At 45.0% G+C, this 23,962-nt stretch carries 22 protein-coding genes and 1 pseudogene; 6 read left to right on the forward strand and 17 right to left on the reverse strand.

Annotated elements, in window-relative coordinates; all coding sequences use genetic code 11:
* Positions 1-13: 13 nt before the first annotated feature.
* A complete protein-coding gene (locus G517_RS0110895; RefSeq protein WP_028304439.1) occupies positions 14-1,147 on the reverse strand; it encodes a glycerate kinase family protein in 1,134 nt (377 codons plus the stop codon).
* A 199-nt stretch (positions 1,148-1,346) separates the two neighbouring features.
* On the opposite strand from G517_RS0110895, the gene G517_RS0110900 reads away from it, so the two are divergent.
* On the forward strand, positions 1,347-1,652 hold the full coding sequence (locus G517_RS0110900; protein ID WP_051206309.1) for a hypothetical protein: 306 nt from the start codon (positions 1,347-1,349) through the stop codon (positions 1,650-1,652).
* A 78-nt stretch (positions 1,653-1,730) separates the two neighbouring features.
* Here G517_RS0110900 and G517_RS0110905 read toward each other — a convergent pair whose 3' ends face one another.
* From G517_RS0110905 to G517_RS0110940, 8 genes are all read right to left on the reverse strand, one after another.
* Positions 1,731-4,802, reverse strand: a complete 3,072-nt coding sequence (locus G517_RS0110905; protein WP_028304441.1) for an efflux RND transporter permease subunit — start codon at positions 4,800-4,802, stop codon at positions 1,731-1,733.
* Between the two features lie 3 nt (positions 4,803-4,805).
* Positions 4,806-5,909 (reverse strand): efflux RND transporter periplasmic adaptor subunit, encoded by a 1,104-nt coding sequence (locus tag G517_RS0110910; protein WP_051206311.1) that lies wholly within the window; start codon positions 5,907-5,909, stop codon positions 4,806-4,808.
* Between the two features lie 369 nt (positions 5,910-6,278).
* Positions 6,279-10,127, reverse strand: a complete 3,849-nt coding sequence (locus G517_RS0110915) for an AAA family ATPase (RefSeq protein WP_028304443.1) — start codon at positions 10,125-10,127, stop codon at positions 6,279-6,281.
* Positions 10,124-11,485 (reverse strand): exonuclease SbcCD subunit D C-terminal domain-containing protein, encoded by a 1,362-nt coding sequence (locus G517_RS18785; RefSeq protein ID WP_051206314.1) that lies wholly within the window; start codon positions 11,483-11,485, stop codon positions 10,124-10,126. Before G517_RS18785 ends, G517_RS0110915 begins: the two co-directional genes overlap by 4 nt.
* 53 nt (positions 11,486-11,538) lie before the next feature.
* Entirely contained in the window at positions 11,539-12,012 is a 474-nt protein-coding gene (locus G517_RS0110925; protein WP_028304444.1) for a DUF2947 domain-containing protein, read from the reverse strand.
* A gap of 85 nt (positions 12,013-12,097) precedes the next feature.
* The gene (locus G517_RS0110930) at positions 12,098-12,442 is read right to left on the reverse strand and encodes a c-type cytochrome (RefSeq protein WP_028304445.1); all 345 of its coding nucleotides are present in this window, start codon (positions 12,440-12,442) and stop codon (positions 12,098-12,100) included.
* Between the two features lie 167 nt (positions 12,443-12,609).
* The gene (locus tag G517_RS0110935) at positions 12,610-14,187 is read right to left on the reverse strand and encodes a methyl-accepting chemotaxis protein (protein ID WP_028304446.1); all 1,578 of its coding nucleotides are present in this window, start codon (positions 14,185-14,187) and stop codon (positions 12,610-12,612) included.
* Positions 14,188-14,196: 9 nt separating this feature from the next.
* Positions 14,197-16,290, reverse strand: coding sequence for a sensor domain-containing protein (locus tag G517_RS0110940; RefSeq protein WP_036591250.1), 2,094 nt, complete (start codon positions 16,288-16,290; stop codon positions 14,197-14,199).
* A 450-nt stretch (positions 16,291-16,740) separates the two neighbouring features.
* Between G517_RS0110940 and G517_RS0110945 the strand changes: the two genes are divergently transcribed.
* A complete protein-coding gene (locus G517_RS0110945; RefSeq protein ID WP_028304448.1) occupies positions 16,741-17,079 on the forward strand; it encodes a HopJ type III effector protein in 339 nt (112 codons plus the stop codon).
* Between the two features lie 109 nt (positions 17,080-17,188).
* Here the strand turns inward: G517_RS0110945 and G517_RS0110950 are convergent, their stop codons facing one another.
* Complete coding sequence (locus G517_RS0110950; protein ID WP_028304449.1) at positions 17,189-17,467, reverse strand: peptidylprolyl isomerase; 279 nt, start codon at positions 17,465-17,467, stop codon at positions 17,189-17,191.
* A 224-nt stretch (positions 17,468-17,691) separates the two neighbouring features.
* Here G517_RS0110950 and G517_RS0110955 point away from each other — a divergent pair, with 224 nt between their 5' ends.
* The gene (locus G517_RS0110955) at positions 17,692-17,961 is read left to right on the forward strand and encodes a hypothetical protein (protein WP_028304450.1); all 270 of its coding nucleotides are present in this window, start codon (positions 17,692-17,694) and stop codon (positions 17,959-17,961) included.
* 51 nt (positions 17,962-18,012) lie between these two features.
* On the opposite strand, the gene trxC is transcribed toward G517_RS0110955, so the two are convergent.
* From trxC to G517_RS0110980, 5 genes are all read right to left on the reverse strand, one after another.
* Positions 18,013-18,459: a thioredoxin TrxC gene (gene trxC, locus G517_RS0110960; protein WP_051206316.1), complete on the reverse strand. Its 447-nt coding sequence runs from the start codon at positions 18,457-18,459 to the stop codon at positions 18,013-18,015.
* 53 nt (positions 18,460-18,512) lie between these two features.
* Complete coding sequence (locus tag G517_RS20760) at positions 18,513-18,683, reverse strand: DUF6897 domain-containing protein (RefSeq protein WP_157833190.1); 171 nt, start codon at positions 18,681-18,683, stop codon at positions 18,513-18,515.
* A gap of 58 nt (positions 18,684-18,741) precedes the next feature.
* A complete protein-coding gene (locus G517_RS0110970; protein WP_028304452.1) occupies positions 18,742-20,166 on the reverse strand; it encodes a hypothetical protein in 1,425 nt (474 codons plus the stop codon).
* 87 nt (positions 20,167-20,253) lie between these two features.
* Positions 20,254-20,382: a hypothetical protein gene (locus G517_RS21235; RefSeq protein ID WP_281167509.1), complete on the reverse strand. Its 129-nt coding sequence runs from the start codon at positions 20,380-20,382 to the stop codon at positions 20,254-20,256.
* 162 nt (positions 20,383-20,544) lie between these two features.
* Positions 20,545-20,763 (reverse strand): DUF6500 family protein, encoded by a 219-nt coding sequence (locus tag G517_RS0110980; protein WP_028304453.1) that lies wholly within the window; start codon positions 20,761-20,763, stop codon positions 20,545-20,547.
* Between the two features lie 406 nt (positions 20,764-21,169).
* Here G517_RS0110980 and G517_RS0110985 point away from each other — a divergent pair, with 406 nt between their 5' ends.
* On the forward strand, positions 21,170-21,391 hold the full coding sequence (locus G517_RS0110985; protein ID WP_028304454.1) for a TA system antitoxin ParD family protein: 222 nt from the start codon (positions 21,170-21,172) through the stop codon (positions 21,389-21,391).
* Positions 21,384-21,674 (forward strand): type II toxin-antitoxin system RelE/ParE family toxin, encoded by a 291-nt coding sequence (locus G517_RS0110990; RefSeq protein ID WP_028304455.1) that lies wholly within the window; start codon positions 21,384-21,386, stop codon positions 21,672-21,674. Before G517_RS0110985 ends, G517_RS0110990 begins: the two co-directional genes overlap by 8 nt.
* Before the next feature lie 321 nt (positions 21,675-21,995).
* On the opposite strand, the pseudogene G517_RS18790 reads toward G517_RS0110990, so the two are convergent.
* Positions 21,996-22,247: pseudogene (locus G517_RS18790) on the reverse strand (transposase); the annotation flags it as partial.
* Positions 22,248-22,299: 52 nt separating this feature from the next.
* A complete protein-coding gene (locus tag G517_RS20930; protein WP_028304456.1) occupies positions 22,300-22,719 on the reverse strand; it encodes a DUF4879 domain-containing protein in 420 nt (139 codons plus the stop codon).
* Positions 22,720-22,927: 208 nt separating this feature from the next.
* On the opposite strand from G517_RS20930, the gene G517_RS0111005 reads away from it, so the two are divergent.
* Positions 22,928-23,407 carry a hypothetical protein gene (locus G517_RS0111005; RefSeq protein ID WP_028304457.1) on the forward strand — a complete coding sequence of 160 codons (480 nt, stop codon included), beginning with the start codon at positions 22,928-22,930 and terminating at the stop codon, positions 23,405-23,407.
* The last annotated feature ends 555 nt before the right edge of the window (positions 23,408-23,962 follow it).

Consider the following 23,962-nt stretch of genomic DNA (forward strand, 5'->3'; position numbering starts at 1 on the left):
AGAACGATAGCCATCAAACCATGAGCTGGCGTACAACCTGTATCGTTGAGTCATACAGATGCTGTTCAGCCTGCTCTAAAGCCTGTTCCAGCGGCTGGCCTTCTGGAGTGATGCACAAAATAGTATCAACACCTTCATTATAAACACCTTGATAGCCTTTTCCTAACTTACCGGCCAATGCAACCACGGGAACCCCAAAGTGCTTTGCTCGCCTTGCAACCCCCACTGGCGTTTTTCCCGCAAGAGACTGGCCATCAATCGCACCTTCTCCGGTTATAACCCAGTCGGCATCTTGGCAAAGGCGATCAAAATGAACGCTTTTAAGTACCTGATCAATTCCCGGCTTTAAACTCGCCTTAAAAACAGTATGAAATACAGCACCCAAACCACCGGCAGCACCGCCACGGGGTAAGGTTTCAATGCTGTTCCCAGAAGAACCATAGAATCGATTAAGCTGTTTAGCCCAATGGGACATACCTTGATCTAGAAGAATTACTTGCTCTGGTGTCGCGCCTTTTTGCGGCCCAAAAACCGCGCTAGCACCGTCAGAACCTATTAATGGATTAGTTACATCACAGGCCACCATAAAAGAACATTGCTTCAGGCGCGGATCTAAAGCACTGAGATCTAAGTTTGCCACCAACCCAAGGGACTGACCTATAGGAGAAAGTGCCTGACCTGATTTATCGTATATTTTCGCCCCTAACGCTACCAGCAGACCAAGACCACCATCGTTGGTGGCACTGCCCCCTAAAGCTACCAAAAAGCGACGAATGTTTTGATCCAACATACGTTGTATTAACTCGCCGACCCCGAAAGTCGTCGTTTGCTCTGGGTTACGCTGCGAAACAGGCACAAGATGTAAGCCTGCCGCTTCGGCAATTTCAATAATGGCGGTATTGTCTTGAATAAGGCCGACGCTTGCTTTAACAGGTTCAAACAACGGCCCTGTCACTTGATATTGCTGCTTACAGCCCTCTAAGGCATTAACTAGAACATCCATCGTGCCTTCACCGCCATCCGCAAGGGGAAGCTCAAGGGTAATCGCTTCTGGTAAGCAGGCTTTAATACCTCTAGCGATGGTGTGAGCGGCGACTGAGGCGGTCATACTCTCTTTGAATGAATCTGGGGCAATAAGAAATTTCACGATAAACCCTCCATGCTTTGATCCTCGCTTCTGAACGTCTCGCTTCTTAACATCTCTGCTCTTAACATCTCTATAGTCGACATTCCGCTAGGATTTTGCGATGCAATCACTTTTAGTGACAAGGCTGGACATTTAGTAACTTGAGACTCTGGCGTCAAGTCAGTAACCTAGGCTATATCGTCAATATTAGGTTTACATCATGATCAGCTTTAAAAAGTCCTTGGCAATAGTATCTACACTCGCTTCAATTCTATTGAGTACCACAGCCATAGCGGAGTGCCCAGATTATCAGGCAAAAATGGCAGCGGATGAGTTATCAAAAGCGTTTCTTGGAAAGAACAGCGAGGTATTCCAAGCTGCTGTCGTGCTGAAAAGACATCACCCAAGCCATCAAAAAGAAGTGGCAAGCTATATTAAAACAGGTGAACGCTACTACACCATGTATTCCATTGTGAACGGTAGCTGTAAGGCTCTCTTTATCAAGCGGACAGGCCCTCGCTCTTAGTCTTATTGTCTTTTTAACCGTTAAAAAAAACGCTATAGCGCCACTTCACAGTGATCTATAGCGTTTTTTTGAGCATTGTTAAACCATATTCATTTTAGGGTGTGGTTTGTACGGGATTCTAAAGAACATCGCATAAAACACGGGCACTGCAATCAAGGTTAATATGGTTGCAAAGCCTAAGCCAAAGGCAATAACCACCGCCATACCTTGGAAGAAGGTATCAAACAATAAAGGTACCATGCCTAAAATTGTAGTAATGGCGGCCATACACACAGGTCGCACACGACTAACGGCAGAATGAAACACCGCTTCAAAAGGTTCAACACCCTTCGATAGCTCATAGTTGACCTGATCAATTAAGACGATGCCATTTTTAACAATCATACCTGATAAGCTTAAGAAGCCTAGCAGTGCCATAAAGCTAAAGGCGGCGTCCATAATCAGCAACCCTTGGGAGACCCCAATCAGCGCCAGCGGTACACAGAGCCAGATAACAATCGAAGCTTTGAATGAATTAAAGAGCAATACCGTGATAATAAACATAAACAGATAGCCCAAAGGTAAAGAGCTAAAGATATTTTGCTGTGCATCACGGGAGTTCTCGTACTCACCACCCCATTCAAGATCATAGCCACGGGGCAGCTCAATCGCTTCTACCAAAGGCTGAATACGCTTAAAGACCGTATCCGTTGTTTCATTCCCCATAATCAGCGGATCACCCATTACGGTAAGCGAACGTTTTCGGTTACGGCGCTCGATAATAGGATCTTCCCAAACCACCTCAAAGTCTGATACCAAACTACTTAAAGGCACATAGCTATTCGTTGCCTGACTAAAGACCTGAAGGTCACGCATCTGCTCAACGGACAAGCGCTCCTGTGCCGGTGGCTGCATGATAATCGGTATCTGCTTAGTTCCTTCCCGATAAACGCCCACCTGCGCACCGGAGAAATTCATTAAGAGTACGCGGTTAATCTCTTTCTTGGTAATCCCTAGACGACGGGCATGGGATTCATCAAACACAGGTCGCAGCACTTTTACCCGCTGACGCCAGTTATCCTTAATCCCTTCTATGCCACCATCTTGCTCAAAGATATGCTTAGTTTGTGCTGACAGTCGACGCAGTACTTCTGGGTCAGGGCCAATAAAGCGCGCTTCAATCTTAGATCCTGAGGCAGGGCCTAACATTAATCGCTCAAGTTTAACGTCTAAATCACCATGATTTTCCTGTAAGTAACCGTGTAGACGCCCAATTAAATCGGGAATATCTTCACCGTTCTTAGCTCTGACCACTATTTGCCCGTAGCTATTATTCGCCTGAGCCGCATTATAGGTCAGCATAAACCGTGGCATACCTTTGCCTGTTGTTGATGACGCATAGAGCACCCGTTCATCTTCTAAGGCGTAGGCCTGTATATCCTGAATGCGCTTATAGGTTTCATCAAGATGACTTCCCTCGGGCATCTCCACCGTAACAAAGAATAAAGGTGTCGGTGATGGTGGGAAAAAAGCTTGCTTAACAAACTGGAAAGCCCAACCTGCGACAACAAGCGCTATAACCAAAATGAATACCGTAGACTTACGGTAATGCAGCGCTCTAGCCAATAGCCATTTATAAGCCGTAAAAAGAATACCTTTGTAAGGATCTTCTAGCTCATGCTTCGCTTTAATTTCTTCTTTAAAGAAAAGATCACAGAAAAAGGGTGTTAATGTAATCGCCGTGATCCAGCTTAAAAACAGAGAGATTAAAAGTACTTGGAATAACGAGCCAACAAACTCACCCACCGAATCGGGAGATAGGCCAATAGGTGCAAAAGCGGCAATAGCAATAATCGTTGCCCCAAGTAAGGGCCACTTAGTTTGCTTAACAATATCTTCTGCGGCTTCTAACTTACTATAGCCCCGCTTAAGGCCAATAAGTATCCCTTCTGTAACCACAATCGCATTATCAACAAGCATCCCGAGGGCGATAATCAAGCCCCCTAACGAGATACGCTGTAAGTTGATATGCATATATTCCATAACGATAAAGGTACCCAAGATCGTTAGCAGTAGAATCAGGCCGATTAAAATCCCCGAACGTACCCCCATAAACAACAGGAGAACGATAATAACAATACCAACCGCTTCAAACAGATTGAGCAGGAAAGAGCTGACAGAATTATCGACTTCATGGGATTGGAAATAGATCGTGTTGAGTTGAATACCGAGGGGCTGCTGATATTTAAGATCCTCCAAACGGGCTTCAAGTTGCTTACCAATATCAACAACGTTGACACCAGATGCAAAGGAAACACCCACCAACAGAGAACGTTCACCATTAAAGTCTACTTTTTGGCTAGACGGCTCTTTATAGCCACGGCGAACTTCTGCCACATCACGTAGATAAACAATTTCGCCATTAGGTGCGGGCAACATTAGGCTTTCAAGGGCGGTAATATCTTGAAATTCACCCGTGGGGCTGATACGGATATATTCACTGCCTACCTTAACACGACCAGCATTAGACACCGCGTTTTGGCTGCTGAGTAACTGATCAAGCTGACCGGTTGTGATACCTAAAGCGGCAAGGCGCGCCCGAGATATCTCAATAAAGATTTGCTCTTCTTGTTCCCCAGCAATAGTGACTTTACTCACACCATCAACCAATACCATTTCTCGACGAAGGAAGTCGACATAGGATTTAAGATCGTTATAGCGATAGCCATCACCGGTTACGGCCAGAAGAACCCCATAAACATCACCAAAATCATCAACCACATAAGGCGCAGAAGAGCCTTTTGGTAGTGAAGGGCCTAAATCACGCATTTTCTTACGCAACTCATCCCAAATCTGGTTCAGGTCTTTGCCACGATAAGTGTCTTTAACTGTCAACTGAACCTTTGAATAACCCGCTTTACTGGTTGAGACAAGCTTATCAACGTAGGGCAGGTTCTGAATCGCCTGCTCGATGGGGTAGGTGACTTCCTCTTCAACCTGTTCGGGGGAAGCTCCGGGGTAATAGGTAATAACGAGAGCATCTTTAATGGTAAAAGCAGGGTCTTCTAACTGGCCTAATTTACCAAAGGAGACAATGCCTCCAATAAGTAAAATAAGAGTGATCATCCAGCTAGAAACTTTCTTCTCAATAAAATACTTGGCAATACTCATCGTTTATAGCCCTCGCTCTTTAACCCAAGGGCGCACTTCCATACCATCTTTAATAGCATAAACACCGGCAACGACAATCTGTTCTTCTGCTTTTAAACCGGAAGTAATCTGAACATTATTACCTTGCAGCTCGCCCATCGTTACCGCTCGCTTACTTAAGCGATGGTTCTCTGGGTTATAAACCCATACAGAGCGATCAGGGTTATCAAGGGATTTACTTTCATCTACAAAAACCGCTTCAACGGGCACCAACCAAAAGGCGGGGTCACCTAGCATCTCATTAATATTAACCTTAACCTCTGCGGTCATTCCCGGTAGCAAGGTAAGGCTTGCTGGGTCAGGTCGCGGCATCGTCAAGATCACATCATAGCCTTTTGTGCTAGGGTCAGGGTTGGTGCTGTGCTCCTTATAACGCGCTTCGAAAACCTTGCCTGGAGCACTTTCAACCGTGACCTGTGGCAGATATTTCGTATTATCTTTACGGATGCGTGAAATAAGATCTTCCGGCACCTGAAAACGCACATCAATAGTCTCGGCATTTTCCAGCTTTAAAACAGGAACGGTAGCCCCTACAAACTCATAGTTATCCGCGTAGACCTTAGCAATGACACCATCGTAGGGCGCACTGATCGAACTATAGGCAAGCTGATTTTTAGCCTGTTGCAAAGCGGTTTCAGCTTGGCGCATGGTTGTTTTAACTTCATCAAGTTGCGACTGTGTGGCCGCTCGTTGATCAACCATGGTACGGATTCGCTGATACTGTAATTTGCTCAAGTCGTAAGCCGTTTGGCGCTGCTCAACGTTAAGTAGAAAATCTTGATCATCCAAGGAAGCAAGCAACTGACCTTTTTTGACCATCTCGCCTTCGACTATCGGCAGCTTGAAAAGCTCGCCTGACACACGAAAAGCCAGATCGGTTTCCTGACTGGCCACAAACGCCGCAGGAAAATACCGAATGGACACACTTTGGTCTCCAATTTTGGCGAGCTTAACAGGTCGAATAACGTCAGCGGTTACTTGAGTATCTTCTTCTTTCTGGCACCCGCTAAGTAGCAAACAGGATGTTAGAGCACTGGCGATCACAAGTGAACGTGATGGGGCAAACATCGGTTGAATTCCTCAAGTTTAGGAGCAAATCGTTCAGTTTTTATGCAACCTTTTTCACACGAACTCATACCCAATATCAGAGAGTCAATCACCTAATATCAGAGATACAATATTCACGTTTGAATAGGGTCATTTAAAAGACATGATGATAGAACAATATCAAGCGGAGAATATTAGAGCAAAAACGTAAACATTAAAAATCTAATTATTCATCATATTAAAACGGTTGATTAACTTTTCTCTTTTTCCAAGAAAAACACCATAAAATAACGCCAAAACACCACTAAAAAGGCACTAATACGGCACTCTATCCTTGAGTCTGCATTCCTGAGTGCCGTATTAAACTGATCCACCTTAACCTATCGCCAGTTACGCCAATCGGTAACAGGGTTCCAGCTCGCTAACCCCAAGCCCTGATTTCTTCGTGACCTTAATTTGTACCGGAATACGTTCTTTCATTGCGGAAACATGGCTAATAACACCGATCATTTTTCCGCTCGCATTCAGATTATCAAGCGCGTTAAGTGCCATATCTAAGGTTTCGGCATCAAGGGTGCCAAAGCCTTCATCCAGAAACAGCGAGTCTATACGCACCTTATGACTGACCAGGTCAGACAACGCCAAAGCCAGCGCCAAACTCACTAAAAAGCTTTCCCCACCGGAAAGGGTTCGGGTATCTCGCACCGCATCGGCCTGCCAAGTATCAAGCACTTCCAGTTCAAGTTCGGCATTGCTCTTGCGCTGTAGCTGGTAACGGTCGTGCAGTTGTAATAACTGCCGATTCGCCAGCTCCGTTAGGTATTCAAGTGTTAGCCCTTGGGCAAAACGCCTGAAGTTAGCGCCATCCGCTGAGCCAATCAGCTGTTTAAGCTGCGCCCAAAGATCGGCTTTCTCCTGTTGGGTATCAATTTGCTGGCTCAATTCGACCAACCCAGCCCGACGGGTGCTGTCTTGACGAATCAGCTGTTTTAACTCTGTTTGTTCTGTTTTCAGTTCGTCTAAATGCCCTTGCTGTGTTGCAAAATCCTGTTTTATTTTGGTACGTTTACCCAGACAACGCTGAATTCTTTTTTCCGTTAGCGATTTAACCTCAAGGGTTTCTGTTGTTAAACCTAAGTGAGTTAAACCGATAAGATCCTGTATAAAAACGTGCTGCTGCACAAACTCAAGCAACTCTTGATGGGCGATATCCTCACCAACCTGGGCGCTATGGAGCTGTTCATCCAGCTCTGTTTTCAGGCGTTGCCATTGCTCAAGGCATCCCGCATCCGGTAGCGCACGTTCAAAGGCTTGCTCATCCTTAAAAGGGCTTCCAGCTAAAGCCGTTTGCCAAGCGTGGTTAGCCGTAAGCTGTTGCTCTAGGATATTACTGCGATGTTCTGACTGCTGGGCGATACGGGCTTTTGTGCCTTCGAGCTGCTCCCGACAGGTCGCCAAAGCACTGCGCGCCCGATCAAGAGCCGCTTCGGAGTGCTGAATCTGCTCTTTAAGCCGTAAACGTTCTTCTGCGATAGTTGTGCTGCCAAAGGTTAGATGGCGCTCCTCTTTAAGCGCTAGCCATTGTGATTCCGTTGTTTTTAAGGCGGATTCTAGTGTCTGGCAACGCTTCCGCTGATCTTCAATTTGCGACCATAATAGTTGGCTGTGGTGCTGCAGCTGTTCTAACTTTTGCTCTATGCTTTGATGTTGCTCACGGGTTTGCTGCCATTGGCTGACCTGTTCAATCAACCCTTGTAAAACCTGATCTTGCTCTTCAAGTTTAGGCAGTACTAACCCAGCGTGCCCCATCTCATCCGTAAGCAGTTGCTCCAGTGTACAAAGAGCGTCTTTAAGCTGTTGTTCGCGGCTTTGGTTTTGCGCCAGATTATTCTGCTCAATACCGATCTGCGCTGTCTTCTGCTGCTGTTGCTCTAAAGCCCTTTGATGCTGCCCGTGCTTTTCTTGTCGCTGATGATGTAAGGTTAAAATCTTGTTTTTCAGCGCGTCCTTAACGGCAAGCCCTTGCTGAAGCGTCGTTATCTCGGTTTCTAATTTGGTGTTTAACGCTGCCAGCGCGTGAGCAAGCTCTGCGTTAACAGTCTCTAAGCTAGTAAGTTCTGAGTTAGCAAGTTCTGAGCTAACAAACTCGGATATTAGAAACTCCGCAGGCAAAACATTCATCGGCAGAGCTTCGATCTTTTGCATAACCACGGCCAAGTGCTGCCGCCACTGCTGGGTTTGCTCTGTTAGTTGCTTTTGCTGCTCAATATGATCTTTGCCGAGGGATTCAATACGGGCATCGTGGTGCTGTATCTGACGGTTTAACTGCTCACCATCACGCTTCAGCTCTTCTTGCTGCTGCACCATCGTTTGAAATCGCTGCTCTGTGGCAGAAACCTCTATTCCAGCGTATTGTTCGATGGCGGGATGCTCTGTCGACCCACATAACGGACAGGGCTGTTCAGCTTGCAAGCGATCTCGGGCATCTTTTAAGGCGGTAATCTGCCGCTCTTGAACGAGAAGCTGCTCAATATCCTGTAGGTGTCGCTGCTGGGTTTTATACTGCTCCCTTAAGTGATCCCGCTGATTCAGAAGTGGGGCACGCTGCTCTCGGTGCTGCGTAAGCTCTTGCTCATAACGTTGGCATTTGGCATGGGTTTGTTGAATCTGTTGTTGGCTAAAGCTGAGGTTTTTCCCTTGCTCCAGAAGCTGCGTCAGGGCTTCAAGTAACGCCCTAGCACCGGCGTCATCCTGTAGCGGGTGTTGGTCAATCTGTTGCTGTAACGAGTCAAGTTGATGCTGATAGGCCTGCTGCCCAGCACTAAACTGAGAGACCGCTTGTTCTAACGGCGCCAGCTCTAGTTTTAATGCCGTAATATTTTTCTGTAAGGCTCGCCCTTGCTGCCGGTGGTTATGCAGTTCATCCCCCAGTTCTTTACGACGACTGAAATGACCTTGCCAATGGGCGATTTGATCGGCAATTTTTGGTATCTGATCTTGCTGATTTAACCAAAGAGCCAACTCCCTAGCTTGTTGCCGCTGCTGATTGAGTTGCTCAAGCTGCTCTTTATGCTGCTGCTCTAACGTTTGAAGCTGCTCTTGATCAGGCTTGAGGGCCAAGCGTTGCTGTTTAACCTGTTCAGCACGGTGGCGAATGTTCTCATCTAAGGGGGCCAGCTCTTTTTCTAAACGGGCCTCTTCCTGCTCGCGGTGTTTACGATCGGCGTTTAGGGCGGTTTCAGCGTTGTTAAATCGGTGCTGTGTTTTTTGCAGTAAATCCTGCTCGGTTGCCACTTGCGACTGTAAGGCTTCCAGCTGATCGTCTGCTTGGGCTATCTGTTCCGTTATCTCATTAAGCCGTTGAAAATTAGGTAATATTTTTCCCGCAGGCAACGCTTTTTCAAGCGCCTTTAAGCTCTCGCCGTTTGCTTTAATCGCCTCTTCGGCCTGTAGCCGCTGTAGTTTAGTTTTCTGGGTTCTGCCCGCAAGTGTCTCAAGCTGGTCGAGTGCATTGATCTGTTGAGCCAGCTGCTCTTGATCTGCGCTAAGCTTGGTCATGGCCTGATCAAGTGTTTGCTGCCTTTGCTCGTAGTCGTTCAAGGTGTCACGGCTAAGCAACTCCACACCATCAAGCTTATATTGCAGCTTTTTGACAGCATCCTGTTCATCTTTACTGCGCTGGAAAACCTTTTGAGATAACGTGCCGTAGATCTCTGTCCCGGTTAATTTCTCCAGCAGCTCTGCCCGCTCGCTTTCTTTGGCATTTAAAAATGCGGCAAATTGCCCCTGGGAAAGCAGCATTGATTTAGTGAATCGATTGAAATCAAGCCCGGTCAGCTCTTCCGTTAGCCTTAATTTATCCCGTACTTTATCCGCCAGAATATTCCCTTCACTATCCGATAACTCGACTTTGATTCCCTGCAAGCGCTGTGTTTTAGCCGCTCGTTTTTGCGACCAAAAGGCACGATAACAGGTATCGTTAACGGCAAACTCAACTTCAGCCAGACAATCCTGTGTATGGTGGGTCATGAGTTGGTTATCACTGGCAGATAGCTGTAACCGTGGGGTTTCGTGATACAGCGCTAAACAGATCGCATCCAATAATGTCGTTTTACCGGCACCTGTCGCACCAATAATGGCGAATAGACCGCTTTCATTAAAAGGGGCTTGGGTGAAATCTATCTTCCACTCGCCTTTAAGCGCATTAAGATTTTTAAGCCGAACCGATAATATTTTCACGATTTAGCCTCTGGCGTTATTGTCGATGTTAACGGGTTCTGCTCAAGCTCTTGACTCGATAGCACCTGATTAAAACAAGCGGTTAAAGCCTCGGCGCGCTCAGGCGTCAGTGTTTCTAGACTTAAACGCCGCTGAAAAACTTCCTCAGGGCTTAGCTCATCCAGTTGCACTTTAGGAACTTGATCCGCTAAGGTTTGACGCTGCGTTTTCTGTCGACGAAGGCGAAGCACCTCAATAGGGCGATCGGCAATCATATCGTCTATTCGCCGCTGCAGATCGGAGAGATAGTCTTGAGTCGTTATACTCATCTCCACCCAGACGGTCTGTTCTTTACCCATTTTTTGTTGATCTATCAGTACAAGCTGATCAAGCTGCCGTTTGATTTCATCTAAATCACCATTAATCCTCGCTAACGGCTGGAATATCGGCACAGACAAAGGCTCCGCCTGAATAAAGCGATCTGCATCCAAGGTTACCACTAGCACCTGTTTCTCTCGGCTAATTTCATCAAAACTCAGAGGATAGGGAGAACCGCAGTAACGAATATGTTCTGTTTTTGCTACCTTTTGTGGCCGATGAATATGGCCCAACGCAATATAGTCCGCTGGGGGAAATGCAGCGGCTGGAAAGGCTTCAAGCGTACCGATATAAATATCTCTGACGGATTCAGAGCTAGAAGCCCCAACGGTTGTTAGATGGCCGGTCATCACCACCGGTTTATTTGGATACAGTATTTGAGCCGCTTGGTAGAGGTTCTGGTAATACTCACTAATTTGCTGCTGTAACTGCCGTTGACGATCATCCGCTGATAACTCGGCTCGGCTGCGCATTAAATCACTCGATCGAAGAAAAGGAACCGCGCAAAGCACTGCCTCAACATCACCGGCCTTATTATTTAACGGAATAACCGCTTCGAGCGGTTCTAACAAAAAAGAGGCCTCTGAAGGGGCATCTATTATTCTAGGGCTCTTTTCATCGCTGTTTTTAGGAGCGTTTTCAGCGATCCACTCTGCCAGTCGCTCAGGGTTAGCACCGGCAATAACCCGTGTATTTAACGCTTTTAGCAAGCCCTTTGATTCGTTCAAGACGGCAACGGAATCATGATTACCTGCAAGAAGTATTAACTGGCAGTTTGGGCAGGTTTGCTGCAATTGAACAATAAAATGGTTATACAACGAACGGGCATAACTAGGCGGTGTACCGGTATCAAAAAGATCCCCTGCCACCAAAACAACATCAATATCCTGTTGCGCGACCTGTTCAACTAACCAATGGAGAAAAGCAGACTGCTCCCGCTCTCGGCTTTTTCCATAAAACAACTGGCCCAGATGCCAGTCTGAGGTGTGCAGTATTTTCATAGTCAATTCGCAAACTAAAAACGTGAGCTAAAAAGGAGGAACACCGACCTAACTTAAGGTTTTAAACCTATGCGCATTTGGCCGTTATCAAAGAATTGAGCCACTTGTTTGCGCTTGCGGCCAATGATTAAGGTGCCATCATCCATAAAAAGAAAGTTCTTCCAAGCGCGCTGAAAAACACCCCAAGTGGTTTCTATAACGTTCTCGCTGTCATAGCACACATACACTACGGTATTTTGTTCCCAGTCAAAATGCTCCCGCATCAGTTCGGGTAGATCATTATCGTTACTGTCCCAAGCGGACTGCCAGGGGCCAGTTTCTAGCCAGCTTTTACTATTACCCGCCCAGTCATCTGGCTGAAAGAAACTATAGTCAAGGCTCTGGGGGCTGACTTGAGCTTGCCAAAGCTGCAATGAACGCTCAGGTGTCATCGGTTTAATGGCAGAAAGGTCTTCTGATGCTAGGGGGAGATCTTTATGGCGAAAAATCCACTGTTTTGAATAATCTTGTAGCGCTATATAGCTCATTAAAATAGGAGGCCTTTAAAGAAACTGTTACCGGTTTATATTCCGTTTATTGTAACAGTTTCTTTAAGGTAATCGCAGAGGGGGCCTATTTGTATCGTTGCTTCTCTTTTAGTTCCCGAAGATAAGACACTATTTTATGTCCCTGGCTAAATGATATTTGAGGAAAGGTCGGCATTCGAGAATAACGAGGATCACCCTCTCTAATCAGCTTAACCACTTCCGCCCGTGATAGCTCATGGGCGAATGCAGGGGGAACCCCCATAAAGATCTTACCCACACCACTCGCTTTATGGCAGCCAGCACAATAATCCAGATACATCTGCTGGCCCGTTGCACTCAGCGCAGGCGGCTTATCATTATAGCAACCTGATAAGACAACAAGCATGGATAACAAGACGATTCGACTAAACGGAATGTTTAATGGCCACATAAGATAACTCCTTATATCCGCGAGACGGTATCCGCGAAGGGCATCTATATTGATTAACGGTAAAACTTAAAACCCTTACAATTAAGATTCAAAGTTCCATATAAGCCAAGCCCTACCGTTAAACAATAACCTATACAACAAAAATTTGCCGAAATAATAAACGCCGTTTAAGTATTCTGACCAAAACGTTGAATAAGACTCGCCAGATCATTGGCCTCGTCAATAAGATGTAAACTAGACTGCCGTGTTGATTTGCTGGTGCTTGATGTCTGTTCTGCGGATTGCTGAATAGCCGATATTCTTTCTTTCATCTCGTTAGCCGCTGCAGATTGCTCCTCTGTGGCGGAGGCGATCTGAATATTCATCTGCCCTACCTGAGAAATAATACCCTGCAGCTCCGCTAGGACAGATTCCGACTGTTTGATCTCATCAACGGTTTCAATCGCCTGGGTTTCAGAGGCCTGCATCGTCTCAACTACTTTTTGGGTTTGGCTTCTGAATTGGGACAAAATACCCTGAATATCAACGGTTGATTGCTGGGAGCGATGGGCAAGATTGCGTACTTCATCGGCAACAACGGCAAAGCCACGACCTGCTTCCCCCGCACGGGATGCTTCAATGGCAGCATTAAGCGCCAGCAGATTCGTTTGTGCAGCAATACTGCTGATCTCATCCAGAATCTGATCTATATTTTCACTTTGCTTTTTTAGCAGTTCGAGTTGAACCGTAGAGCTTCTTACAGAATCGCACAGCTCCTGAATCGTCTGCTCGCTACGCTCTACGCTTTCTTGACCTAGCAGGCTGATACGATCCGCATTTTTAGCCGCCTCCGCCGCCGTATCACAATTTCTAGCCACTTCTTCTGTGGCAACAGAAACCTGTTCCATTACTGCGGCAGCTTGGGTTAGCTCATCCAGCTGATGCTGGGCTTGCTCGCTGACTTCGGTAACCTGATCAGAAACCGCTTCAATATGATGATGGAAATGATTTGAGGCATTATCCAACCGATTAACAACGGTCTTCATCGTTCGGTCCAGATAATGCAGAGCAAGGTCAACCTCGCCGACCTCATCATGGGCATTACTATAGACTTTCTGTGATAACGTATTGCTATAGATTTTACGACTCTTAGCCGCAAGACGCCGGTATTGAGCCGACTGCCGAATACCCGCAAAACAAACACCTAAAGCTCCCACCCCTAGAATCTCAAGACTGCTTTTTAATGGCACATCAACCGCCCAAAGCACCAAGGCTAATAATGGAAGCACGGTGATCAAACCATGAAAAATTGTAATTAACGAGCGACTCTTACTTTTAAAATAATGGCTTAGCGGTGTCGTTTTAAGTTTAACGGATTGATAGAGCGCATCTGCACGCTCAACATCAGGTTCATCGGGACAGTGTCGTACCGATTGATAACCTACAATATCATTGTCTTGATAAATAGGCGTTACATAAGCATCAACCCAGTAATGATCACCGTTTTTAGTACTGTTCTTAACCAGCCCCATCCAGTTACCACCCTTTGATACCGTAGTCCAAAGGTCTTTAAAAGCCTCTGAAGGCATATCAGGATGGCGAATAATGCTATGAGGCGCACCAATGAGCTGCTCTTTCTGATGTCCAGACAAAGTAGCAAAATAGTCATTACACCCCTGAATAACCCCTTTCTTATCGGTTGTTGAGATAATACAACGCTTAGGGTCTACTTTAATTCGATGCTGGGTTGCGCTCACTAGAGTCATGGTTTAAATCTATATCCTTGTTGTTGTCATAGTTGGGATGTTTGTTGTGGTTGTTGTAATAGCTGGAGTGCTTGTTGTTGTCATAGCTGGGGTAATAAATGATAGAAACGCCTGCGCCGGTAACGGCTTACTGATGAGATAACCCTGCAAGTAATCACACTGCAATAGGGCTAAAGCTTGACGTTGCTCAACGGTCTCAACCCCTTCGGCGACAATGGTCATACCCAAACTTTTAGCGAGCTGAACAATTGCTTTTGTTACCAAACGCTCTTGGGGCTGCTCGGTCATTTTCTGCACAAAGCAACGATCAACCTTCAACTTATCCAGCTGAAAGCGCGTTAAATAACTAAGACTGGAGTAACCCGTGCCAAAATCATCAATAGATAACAAGAAGCCCGCTTCTTTAAGGTCGGTCACAACCGATATAGCGGAATGGGCATCGTGAATCATCGCCGTTTCTGTAATCTCAAGGGCGATTCTTGCTACAGGTATATCATATTTCGCTAAAATAGAAAGCAACTGCTCAGCAAGCCCTGCATACTGCAGCTGAAGAACCGATAAATTAACAGCAACACTACCGGTGAAATCTTCACCCCATTGATTTAGCTGCCGACAAACCTCTTCAACCACCCAGCGGCCAATACTGTGAATAAGCCCTGAATGCTCCGCTATCGGGATAAAACGATCAGGGGGGACAACACCCAGTTGAGCAGAATTCCAGCGCAGCAGCGCTTCTGCAGAAACCACCGCTCCGCTTTCAGTATTAATGATAGGCTGATAATGCAGCGAGAACTCCCCCTTATCTAAAGCGGAGTGCAAAGCTTGTTCCAGTAGAACACCCTCTTTAGCTTCCTGCTGCACACCACTATCAAAGAAATGGGCCGAGTTTCCTCCCTGTTCCTTGGCATGATGCATCGCAAGATGGGCTTTTTCGATCGCCTCCGAGGGACGCTGCGAAGGCTGCAACAGCGTTATGCCAATACTGACCGATAAGCGCCATTCAATAGACTGATGCTCAATACTGCTTTGCAGCGTTTTAAGCAAACCTTGGGCTACGGACTCAGCTTGATCCGGCGTAGAAATATGAGGGGCTGCAATAATAAATTCATCGCCAATAGAACGCGCCACCATACCACCAGGGGTAAAGGTTTCGGTTAAGCGTTGAAGTAACACCCGAACCACATGATCGCCAAGGGCCATACCACCATGTCGATTAAGCCGTCCCATATTATCAACACCAATATAGAACACGGTAATACCCTGTTGATGGGTATGTCGCTTAGCATTAAGGCGCTCAATTAATCCCTGTTGCCCCATAATGCTATTGCTTTGGCCAGAGGTAATAGAGCTAACCAGAGTTGGCGCATCGTTATGTAAAACAGGCTCACCGGATGAGAAATAGTGCGTAACCTGCCCAGCATCATTACTGACGGAATAGATTGTTTTTTGCTCTGGGTATTCCCGCCCATCTTTACGGCGGTTCCAAATAATACCCGACCAATAACCATCAACCATCAAGCTTTGCCATAGCTGTCGATAAAAGGCTTTATCCTGACGCCCAGAGCTAAAATAGCCGGGGTCAAAACCTAAAACTTCACTGGCGGTATACCCTGAAATATCTTCAAAACGCTTATTGGCCAGCACAATGCGATTGCTTGCATCGGTGATCACAACGGATGCTCTACTTGAGTTATAGATACGCTCAAACAGCGTCCATTGATCTTGATATTTTTGTCGCCAACGGATATCCCGCAAAAAACACAACGCGGTTGAATCCGGCAGTAACTTTAATGACCATTGAAAATTAAACGTTTGTCCATCTAAGGAGTGACCTTGGCTTTCCGCTTTTAAAGCCTGATCTTTTATCAAGGCTCCAAGCAGGTCATCTTGAGTTGGATACAGCCCACTTTTGAGCCAAGAACTCAATTTTTTTGCAGGTAAGTGGTACAGGTTAGCAAGTTGGTCAAGATGTTCATTGGCGGTAATTACCGTCAAATCTTCATCCAGTTTGATGTGGGCAAAAGCCATATCAATAAGATCCATGCCCTGAGCGACACCAACCAAAGGGGACAATAGATCGGTATTTATTGCTGAACACTCCAACTCGACACTCCAATTTGACCATTTAAAAAGCAGCAAAATGCACAAGTATCAACCAGCATAAATTAAGTTAATACTTAAATAGGGCGGCGGAATTTAACACTACTGGAGACAGAAAAGAAGAGGTGCTTTAAGGACGACTATTAGGGTAATAAAATGATACACATCAAGATATCATCTAACACCGAATGATTTGGCACATAACATGATGAAAAAAGGGGTTTTTCGCTTCCTTGTGACGTCAAAAATAATTTTGGCTAGGCTCGAATTTTTTACAAAAATAAACTGATACCATTATTCTGTCACATAAACGTCATGACATTCTGTTCACCAGCTTTAAATCTTGATCATCGGCTCAGAAAACCTGCTAGGTTATTGCTGCCTCTTTTTGTAGAATTACAATTCTCGATAGCTTTTACTTTAATTTTGGCTAATAGATAAGGCGACAGCAATATGACTCTTAATGAATTCTTAGAAAAGCTGAGCTCGGATCAAGGCCCTGAGTTTGAAGAAACCCAAACAATCATTGCCAATCTTTATGACTACACACCAAGCGCATTTAGCAACGGCAGTGTGAACAATGAAGCCGGTCAAAATGAAGGGAGTTGCAAAATATTTGCCTTCGCTAAAGATCAAGGCCTTAACCAGGAAGCAACATTGCGTTGTTTTGGTCGCTTTTATCAGGATGTACTAAACACGCCTGACGGTGACGATCACGGTAATATTCGAAATTTTATCGCGCAGGGGTGGGATGGGATTCACTTTGAAGGCACAGCACTCACACGGAAATAAACCTTGGGCTGATTTTGGTCTAATTTAAAGCATTTCCCCAGTAGCCGGAATAACCATTAATGGCGATAAACCGATACTGGGGAGAGTACCTCAATTCTAAGCCAAACGCTTAACTCCGGCTTGTTACTTCCAGCAGGTGATACCCAAACTGGGTTTTCACCGGACCTAGAACCGTATTCAAATCACCAGAGAATACGGCTGTATCGAACTCTGGCACCATCTCACCGGGGCGAAAGCTCCCTAGATCGCCGCCTTCTGCACCGGATGGGCAAAGAGAGTGTTCACGGGCGACGACAGCAAAGTCATCACCAGACTCAATTTTCTGTTTTAGCTCTAAACACTGGGGTTCATCAGCTACTAAAATATGACGCGCGGTTGCAACGGGCATGATCCGTCTCCTTTAATGGATATAGAACCTCATTGGGGCTCATTTATTATCACTGTGGATGGGCTTAGCAGCAAAATTACCTGACAAATACTACAAATCAACTTATATTGCGTGCCTATATTGAATCACATAGAGCTTATCAAGAGCTTAAGAACTCAGAAAGTGCATCTAGTTCCCTTATATCCTAGTGCCTTTCTGTTCAATTCTCTTCTCTAGGAACCTTAATGGCGAAACCCTGCCGCCTCGGCTGTGCCGCTTGCTGTATTGCCCCCAGCATCACCAGCCCTTTACCCAAAATGCCGCAAGGCAAGCCCGCAGGTACGCCTTGCGCCCATCTAATGGATGATCTGCGTTGCGAGTTATTTGGTCAGCCCGAGCGCCCTAAAGTTTGTGGTGATTTCCAGCCCGCAGACTATGTTTGTGGTGAAAACCGTGAACAAGCCCTTAAACTACTAACAGAGCTTGAGCACAGTACAGGCCATATTTCTCTTTAAACTAAGCCTCTGCAGATATTAAAGCCCATGTCTTTTATTGAGCTAAATGGGTTAGACCTGCGGTAAATTTTGCGCAAGCCACTGTTTAAATTGTGGCTTCGGTAACGCACCGGACAAACGGGCCACTTCTTTACCGTGATGAAAGATCATTAAAGTCGGGATAGAACGAATATTGTAGCCACCCGCCGTGCTTTGATTCTGCTCCGTATCCAGCTTTACAAAACATGCTTGAGTCGACATTTCACCGGCGACTTGCTCAAAAGTCGGCGCAAATTGTTTACACGGCCCACACCATGACGCCCAGAAATCAACCACCACAGGCAAGCCATTATCCGTAATATAACGTCTAAAGTTTTGGTCGTTACCCACAATAGGACTTGTTGAAAGAACAGGCTTCCCACACTTCCCACAGAGCGGCTTATCGCCCAGCTTGGTTTTAGGTAAGCGATTTTTTGTGCTGCAACTTTGGCAAACAATTTGAATAGCTGAATCCGTCATCTTCAACCTCGATAGTTCTGGGTAATATTTTTGGTGATTTTTGAAGTTTTTAGCTAAGGTACTGAAATTTTTATTATTGCGTCAACTCTAATAAACTCTAGTGTTTTCTTGGTTTGTATTTTTAGCCAACCATCTGACACATCCAATACGTCTCCTTTAACGACATTGCTAAAGTTGGTTGTACCAAGCGCAACTACGACATTTTTCCCTTGAAGTTCTTTCAAAATCGAGCTATTACCGCCTATTGTGAAAGCCCGATTAGTTTTTTATGTTCTTATTCCATTAAGCCGCAATTGCAAGCTTCTCTATAACTTGGCCTGTTTTTTGTGTCAGCTGCTCAACTGTTGGAAGAGTAATTACTTTTCTTTTTTCAATAATATTTTCGATTATGGGCTTAAGCTTCGCTTTAGCAAAAGATTTACGACCACTTGCTGCGTACATATCACGAAGAAAATCAGGAACATCTATAGATTTGAACTCATCAATAGCGGCTTCAGCCTCCTTCTCATTCAACATATAGTCAGTAGCAAGCTTACCGAATACCTTCTCCACTATTGCTAGCATTTCCTTTGCATCATCTTCAATAAGCCCATCAAGTACCGTACTCGCTGCTGCATTTGCTGCAGATCCTCCAGCAAAAGCGCCGAATAGACCACCAATAATTCCACCAGCGGCAGTTCCTATAATCGGAATTGCTGACCCTAATGCAGCGCCACCTGCTGCGCCAGCCATCCAGCCCCCTGTTCCTCCTGCAACACCAGAAGCCGTCGAGGCAATGTTCTTAAATAATTGAGCACCCGAGCATCGTCCTTGGAACATATGAACAAAATCAGTAGACGAGATAACCAAAGTAGTAACAACACCCGTGACAATATTTCCACGTAGGAGCTTACTGACGTGATTCATAGCAGCAGCACCATATATAGAGTTACCGGATCGTAAACCCTTAGCGATCCACGCAGCTGCTTTGGGGCCCATTTGCTTAACAACCCAATCAGTAGTTCCTCGCAAACTTTGCTCGACTCCTGTTCGCCCAAGTTGAGCTGTAATAATACTGCTGGCCCAAGCAACCCCTCCTACCTTTAATCCAACATAGCAAGAAGATTCCAGAGCCTTTTCAAAGCCTTCTCCGCCCCATAGACTGACAGCAAAAGATACGGCAGCAGAAACTCCCATTGCAGTACCTGCTAATTTTATTCCATTTACAGCATCGTAAGTGAGACCTTCAATCGTTCCAAATTTCGCAATATTTCTCACTTGCTCATAGGTAAAAGCACCTTTTCTGACAATATCCTTAGCCAAACGGGAGTCGGTCACCCCTGCCACTTGACCTTTTTGGATTCTGTTTTCCATAGCCTGTACTGCAGAATCATATTGATCAGAAGGAACTTCGATCTGCATAGGACTACCGTCACTATTCCAATACCGAAAACTTCCCTTATCAAAACATTCACTTATACATTTCGAGCCTGAATTACAGTATTTAGTTTGTATATTTACGCCATTAACGAATCTATCCGCACCATTTTTAGCGTTATCACCACCCACAATTTTTGCATCTTTGCCAAACATCACATCTTTCATGTGGTTTGCTTTTTCAGCGGCAAAACCATGACCTCTGCTTGCACCCAAAATAACATTGTCCGCATAATTTTCAGAGCTTCCAATAACCCCAGCAGTAGTTCCAACTTTATCCTTTTTATTCATCAATGATTTCCTATGATTGATGCGACTAACTTGAAGAAGGAGCTATTGCTAAGCAGACTTTCCCTCTGTTTACTCGTTTTCTATTGTTTATTTTTTGGCAGGTAAAAAACAGTGATAATGCAGAGCATGCTCAAATGACCCGGGCTGCAACTGATCCAGGTAATTAATGACCACCATCGATGTTTGGTTGTAGTCGTAGTGCTTGAATCGAGCCATCACCGCCTCCTGCGTTTCAAAACCCAATCAGGCCATAGTTTGGGAGGTTTTTGTACCGCCTGAGCGCCCTAATAATGGGCTAAATATTGTTGGCTAAAATTAGCGACGAAGGAGCAAAAGCCAACTGTATTTTGCCCCTGTTTAATGGCTTGTTATATGCCGCTACAACCCAGCTTGAATCATTTCTTTAACTTTATGAGCTTTCACAAAATGATCTAATTTGTGAGTTTGAATCCACCAAGTGGCGGCTTCCATAAGTAAAACCGGATTATCATTTTTATTTGCGAAAAACGCATAGAATGACAAACCAACATTATCACCTTTACTTAAGATTTTTTTATCACAAACCTCAATAATTTTAGCTCTTAACTCTTCTCTCATTATTTACTCACTACTCTAAACATTCACAAAACGCTAAAGGCATATAACGCCAACAGCAAGCGCGCCGTTTTTTTGGCGTCGCCTTGGCTGTTTTTGTGTACGCCCAGCATGGGCATGAACTAATGAGGTGAAAGTCCTCTGTAGGAAGGTCACCATCCTTAGCGATTTATGTCGTTATTAGATGTTAACGACTAGCGAATGGCAAGGGCAAGACCACGAGGTTTGGTCTGAAGGAAGCCGCTAGCACTCTTGCTAGAAAATTGAGCGAGCTGATGAGCAAGAACATCATATGAGACGTAGGCTGGAGGCTAGATACCTCCGGCCACCCGATCATGGTGCAATTCGCAACATATGTAGCAATATGCTACGATCATATTGTTACTAAAACCATATTAGGAGATATATCATGGCTACGGCAAGTGTGCGAATTGACCAAGATCTTTTTGATAAAGCCACGATTATGGCTAAAGCATTAAATCGTACGACACCAAAACAAATTGAGCATTGGGCGAAAATTGGGGAAATGATGGAAGACAACCCTGATTTACCCTATGAATTTGTAAAACAAGCTATTATCTCAAAAGCAGAGAAAGAAGCTGGTAAATTAGAGGCTTACACCTTTGACTAACATTACCAATATTCTGCAAACGCCGACCTTCAAGAAAGCAGTTAAGAAGCTACACAAAAACCAAAAAATGGACTTAGATAACGCTATTCGAGATCTGATGAAAGATCCGTATATTGGCGAACAGAAAAAAGGCGACCTAGCGTTTTTGCGAGTACATAAATTCAAGATGGTCAAGCAGCTAACTTTACTTGGTTACAGCTATGAAGATGGAACTGTGACCTTAGAACTGATGGCTCTTGGTTCTCACGAAAACGTCTACCGTGACCTCAAAAAAATCTATTAACGAGTATGCTAACAGAAGCATACTCCCCTTCTTTATTAGAATCGAGTTCGCTCCGGCACCATAACGAGCCTGTAGAAAACCTATTTCTAACCCGCTTTTCCCACCAACCACTCGTCTTCTGTGGTTTATTTTCGATGGCTGGTTTTTATCAGCAACCCTTGCTTAATTCTGTGTTTCCAGCCTTTTTAGGCTTTGGTTGTCTGTAAGCTCGATTCGTACCGCTTTCAGTGCCTGTTCTAAGGCTGTATTTGTTTTGTTTTACTGGCTGAGATGGCCGTATTTTGCCAGTTTTTCTACATTGTGCACCAGGCAATAAAGTTGCCATTGAATCTCACGGCTGGAGGTGATGCCTTTAGAGTAAGCAAACAGGATGATTTTTAGCAAAATGGCCGGATCGTAGGCCGGACGGCCTTCACTATCATTCTTATAAGGCTGGCGAAACGCGGACAGATCCAGCTTTTCAGAAACGAGGTAGTGCAAGGCGTGCTCAAAAGTACCGTGTTGTAACTGATCCTGATAATTGATCACCACCATCGACGTTTGATTATAGTCGTAGTGCTTAAATCGAGCCATCACCGCCTCCTGCGTTTCAAAACCCGATCAGATCATAGTTCGGGAGGTTTTTCTACAGCCTGAACGCTCCACTCATCCATGCCGTGCGTAAGGAAGCGTTGCTGTACCCTACTTCCAGAATAACTGATCTTAAAACTGAACCACCGTGATCACAGCTCGTTGCGAAGGTATTCGCTGATATAGCTTCCCATCCACAGTTTGATGATCCCACAGCAAACACTTGAACTTGAGTCAGTGCAGGAGCAGAGCCTCTAGTGGCCATTCCAGCTGATTCCAATTGTTGTAGTGGAGTATCAGAAACTTTAACTTTGAACTGGCTAAGATCCAGTTTCTGAAAAACAGTAACAGAAGGTACAGACGGTGGTAGTTGTTTGTTTCTTAATTGAATATCCTGAGATAATGCACTTAAGCTGGTGACAGTTGTTGTCAGTAGTATAATACTTTTTATTAAAAGGTGTTTCATAACTCTCATAACTCATTTCCTTTGAAATTTTCAATGCGAATCCTGCGCAGGCAATGAGATATTAATAAAATTAAATTTTGTGTCAACCATATTTTTTTGTTCTTTAATATTTAAAATGATTTGCATTTTTATTTGTTTACAGTAAGGTTTTTAAAGTTAAAATAAGTTGTCATGATTTTTTATGTCTTTAATAAAGTATTTTAAAGGAGTGATATTGATGAAGGTTGAATCAATCAATCAAACAGCTATGGGACAGGCTATTCAAAATAAATCTCAAGTTGACGGCATAGACAGTCGGTTTCCAGATATCATGGCTAAGTCTAATTCCATTGGCATAGAAGAGTCATCTTCTATCACAGGTGCAGACTTTACCCATATGACCCGCCGTGAATTGTTAGAATGGGGTAAGTCCCAGCAATCTGCCGGTAATCTATCTCCTGAAGGGGTTGATGCGATTTGGTCTATGGGACTGAATATTTCAGGCTTGAAACTAACGGAAAGCGGTCATGTCGAGAGAACGCTAACAACGGAGCAGATCTCGCAACAGGATAGCAAGGAAAAAGTAAACTTTATCTCTTTTGCGCAGGAGCGTATCAATTATGCCGAGTCTCTCAGCGAGAATAAAACGGCTGAATTCTGGCAGCAGGCATTGTCGATGATGCAGCATTATCAGGGCAGCCTTTCTGCAAAGGTCTAGTGCACCATCAGCATTGTAATATAGGACAACGGCGTTTTCAGTTAGTGCGGGAGGTTGCTGTAAAACGCCGGTTGTAACTGATCCAGGTAATTAATGACCACCATCGACGTTTGATTATAGTCATAATGCTTAAATCGAGCCATCACCGCCTCCTGTGTTTAAAAACCCGATCAGACCATAGTTCGGGAAGTTTTTCTACAGCCTGAACGCCTAAATCAGATGCGCCGAAGGCGTCACATGGATTTACTTGTGTACGCCCAGCATGGGCATGAACTAATGAGGTGAAAGTCCTCTGTAGGAAGGTCACCATCCTTAGTGATTTTAATATCACTATTAGATGTTAACTACTAGCGAATGGCAAGGGCTTAACCGCGAAGTTGGGTCCGAAGGAAGCCGCTAGCAAAACTGCGAGCTGATGAACAAGAACATCATAGGAGGCGTAGGCTGGAGGCGAGTTGGCACAAGACGACGAAGCCATGTGATCTAACGGCCACCGTAAATGATGCAGTTGCGCAGGGAAAGTTCATGTCCTTATCTGGGGAGATCTGCTTAACA

Origin of the sequence: Oceanospirillum maris DSM 6286, assembly GCF_000422865.1 — a bacterium.
GTDB classification, from domain to species: domain Bacteria; phylum Pseudomonadota; class Gammaproteobacteria; order Pseudomonadales; family Halomonadaceae; genus Oceanospirillum; species Oceanospirillum maris.

Bases quoted from the DNA above. Each gene is read 5' to 3' on its own strand.
- G517_RS0110900 (WP_051206309.1), top strand. From the start codon at position 1,347: ATGATCAGCTTTAAAAAGTCCTTGGCAATAGTATCTACACTCGCTTCA.
- G517_RS0110905 (WP_028304441.1), bottom strand. From the start codon at position 4,802: ATGAGTATTGCCAAGTATTTTATTGAGAAGAAAGTTTCTAGCTGGATG.
- G517_RS0110910 (WP_051206311.1), bottom strand. From the start codon at position 5,909: ATGTTTGCCCCATCACGTTCACTTGTGATCGCCAGTGCTCTAACATCC.
- G517_RS18785 (WP_051206314.1), bottom strand. From the start codon at position 11,485: ATGAAAATACTGCACACCTCAGACTGGCATCTGGGCCAGTTGTTTTAT.
- G517_RS0110925 (WP_028304444.1), bottom strand. From the start codon at position 12,012: ATGAGCTATATAGCGCTACAAGATTATTCAAAACAGTGGATTTTTCGC.
- G517_RS0110930 (WP_028304445.1), bottom strand. From the start codon at position 12,442: ATGTGGCCATTAAACATTCCGTTTAGTCGAATCGTCTTGTTATCCATG.
- G517_RS0110935 (WP_028304446.1), bottom strand. From the start codon at position 14,187: ATGACTCTAGTGAGCGCAACCCAGCATCGAATTAAAGTAGACCCTAAG.
- G517_RS0110945 (WP_028304448.1), top strand. From the start codon at position 16,741: ATGACTCTTAATGAATTCTTAGAAAAGCTGAGCTCGGATCAAGGCCCT.
- G517_RS0110950 (WP_028304449.1), bottom strand. From the start codon at position 17,467: ATGCCCGTTGCAACCGCGCGTCATATTTTAGTAGCTGATGAACCCCAG.
- G517_RS0110955 (WP_028304450.1), top strand. From the start codon at position 17,692: ATGGCGAAACCCTGCCGCCTCGGCTGTGCCGCTTGCTGTATTGCCCCC.
- trxC (WP_051206316.1), bottom strand. From the start codon at position 18,459: ATGACGGATTCAGCTATTCAAATTGTTTGCCAAAGTTGCAGCACAAAA.
- G517_RS0110970 (WP_028304452.1), bottom strand. From the start codon at position 20,166: ATGAATAAAAAGGATAAAGTTGGAACTACTGCTGGGGTTATTGGAAGC.
- G517_RS21235 (WP_281167509.1), bottom strand. From the start codon at position 20,382: ATGGCTCGATTCAAGCACTACGACTACAACCAAACATCGATGGTGGTC.
- G517_RS0110980 (WP_028304453.1), bottom strand. From the start codon at position 20,763: ATGAGAGAAGAGTTAAGAGCTAAAATTATTGAGGTTTGTGATAAAAAA.
- G517_RS0110985 (WP_028304454.1), top strand. From the start codon at position 21,170: ATGGCTACGGCAAGTGTGCGAATTGACCAAGATCTTTTTGATAAAGCC.
- G517_RS20930 (WP_028304456.1), bottom strand. From the start codon at position 22,719: ATGAGAGTTATGAAACACCTTTTAATAAAAAGTATTATACTACTGACA.
- G517_RS0111005 (WP_028304457.1), top strand. From the start codon at position 22,928: ATGAAGGTTGAATCAATCAATCAAACAGCTATGGGACAGGCTATTCAA.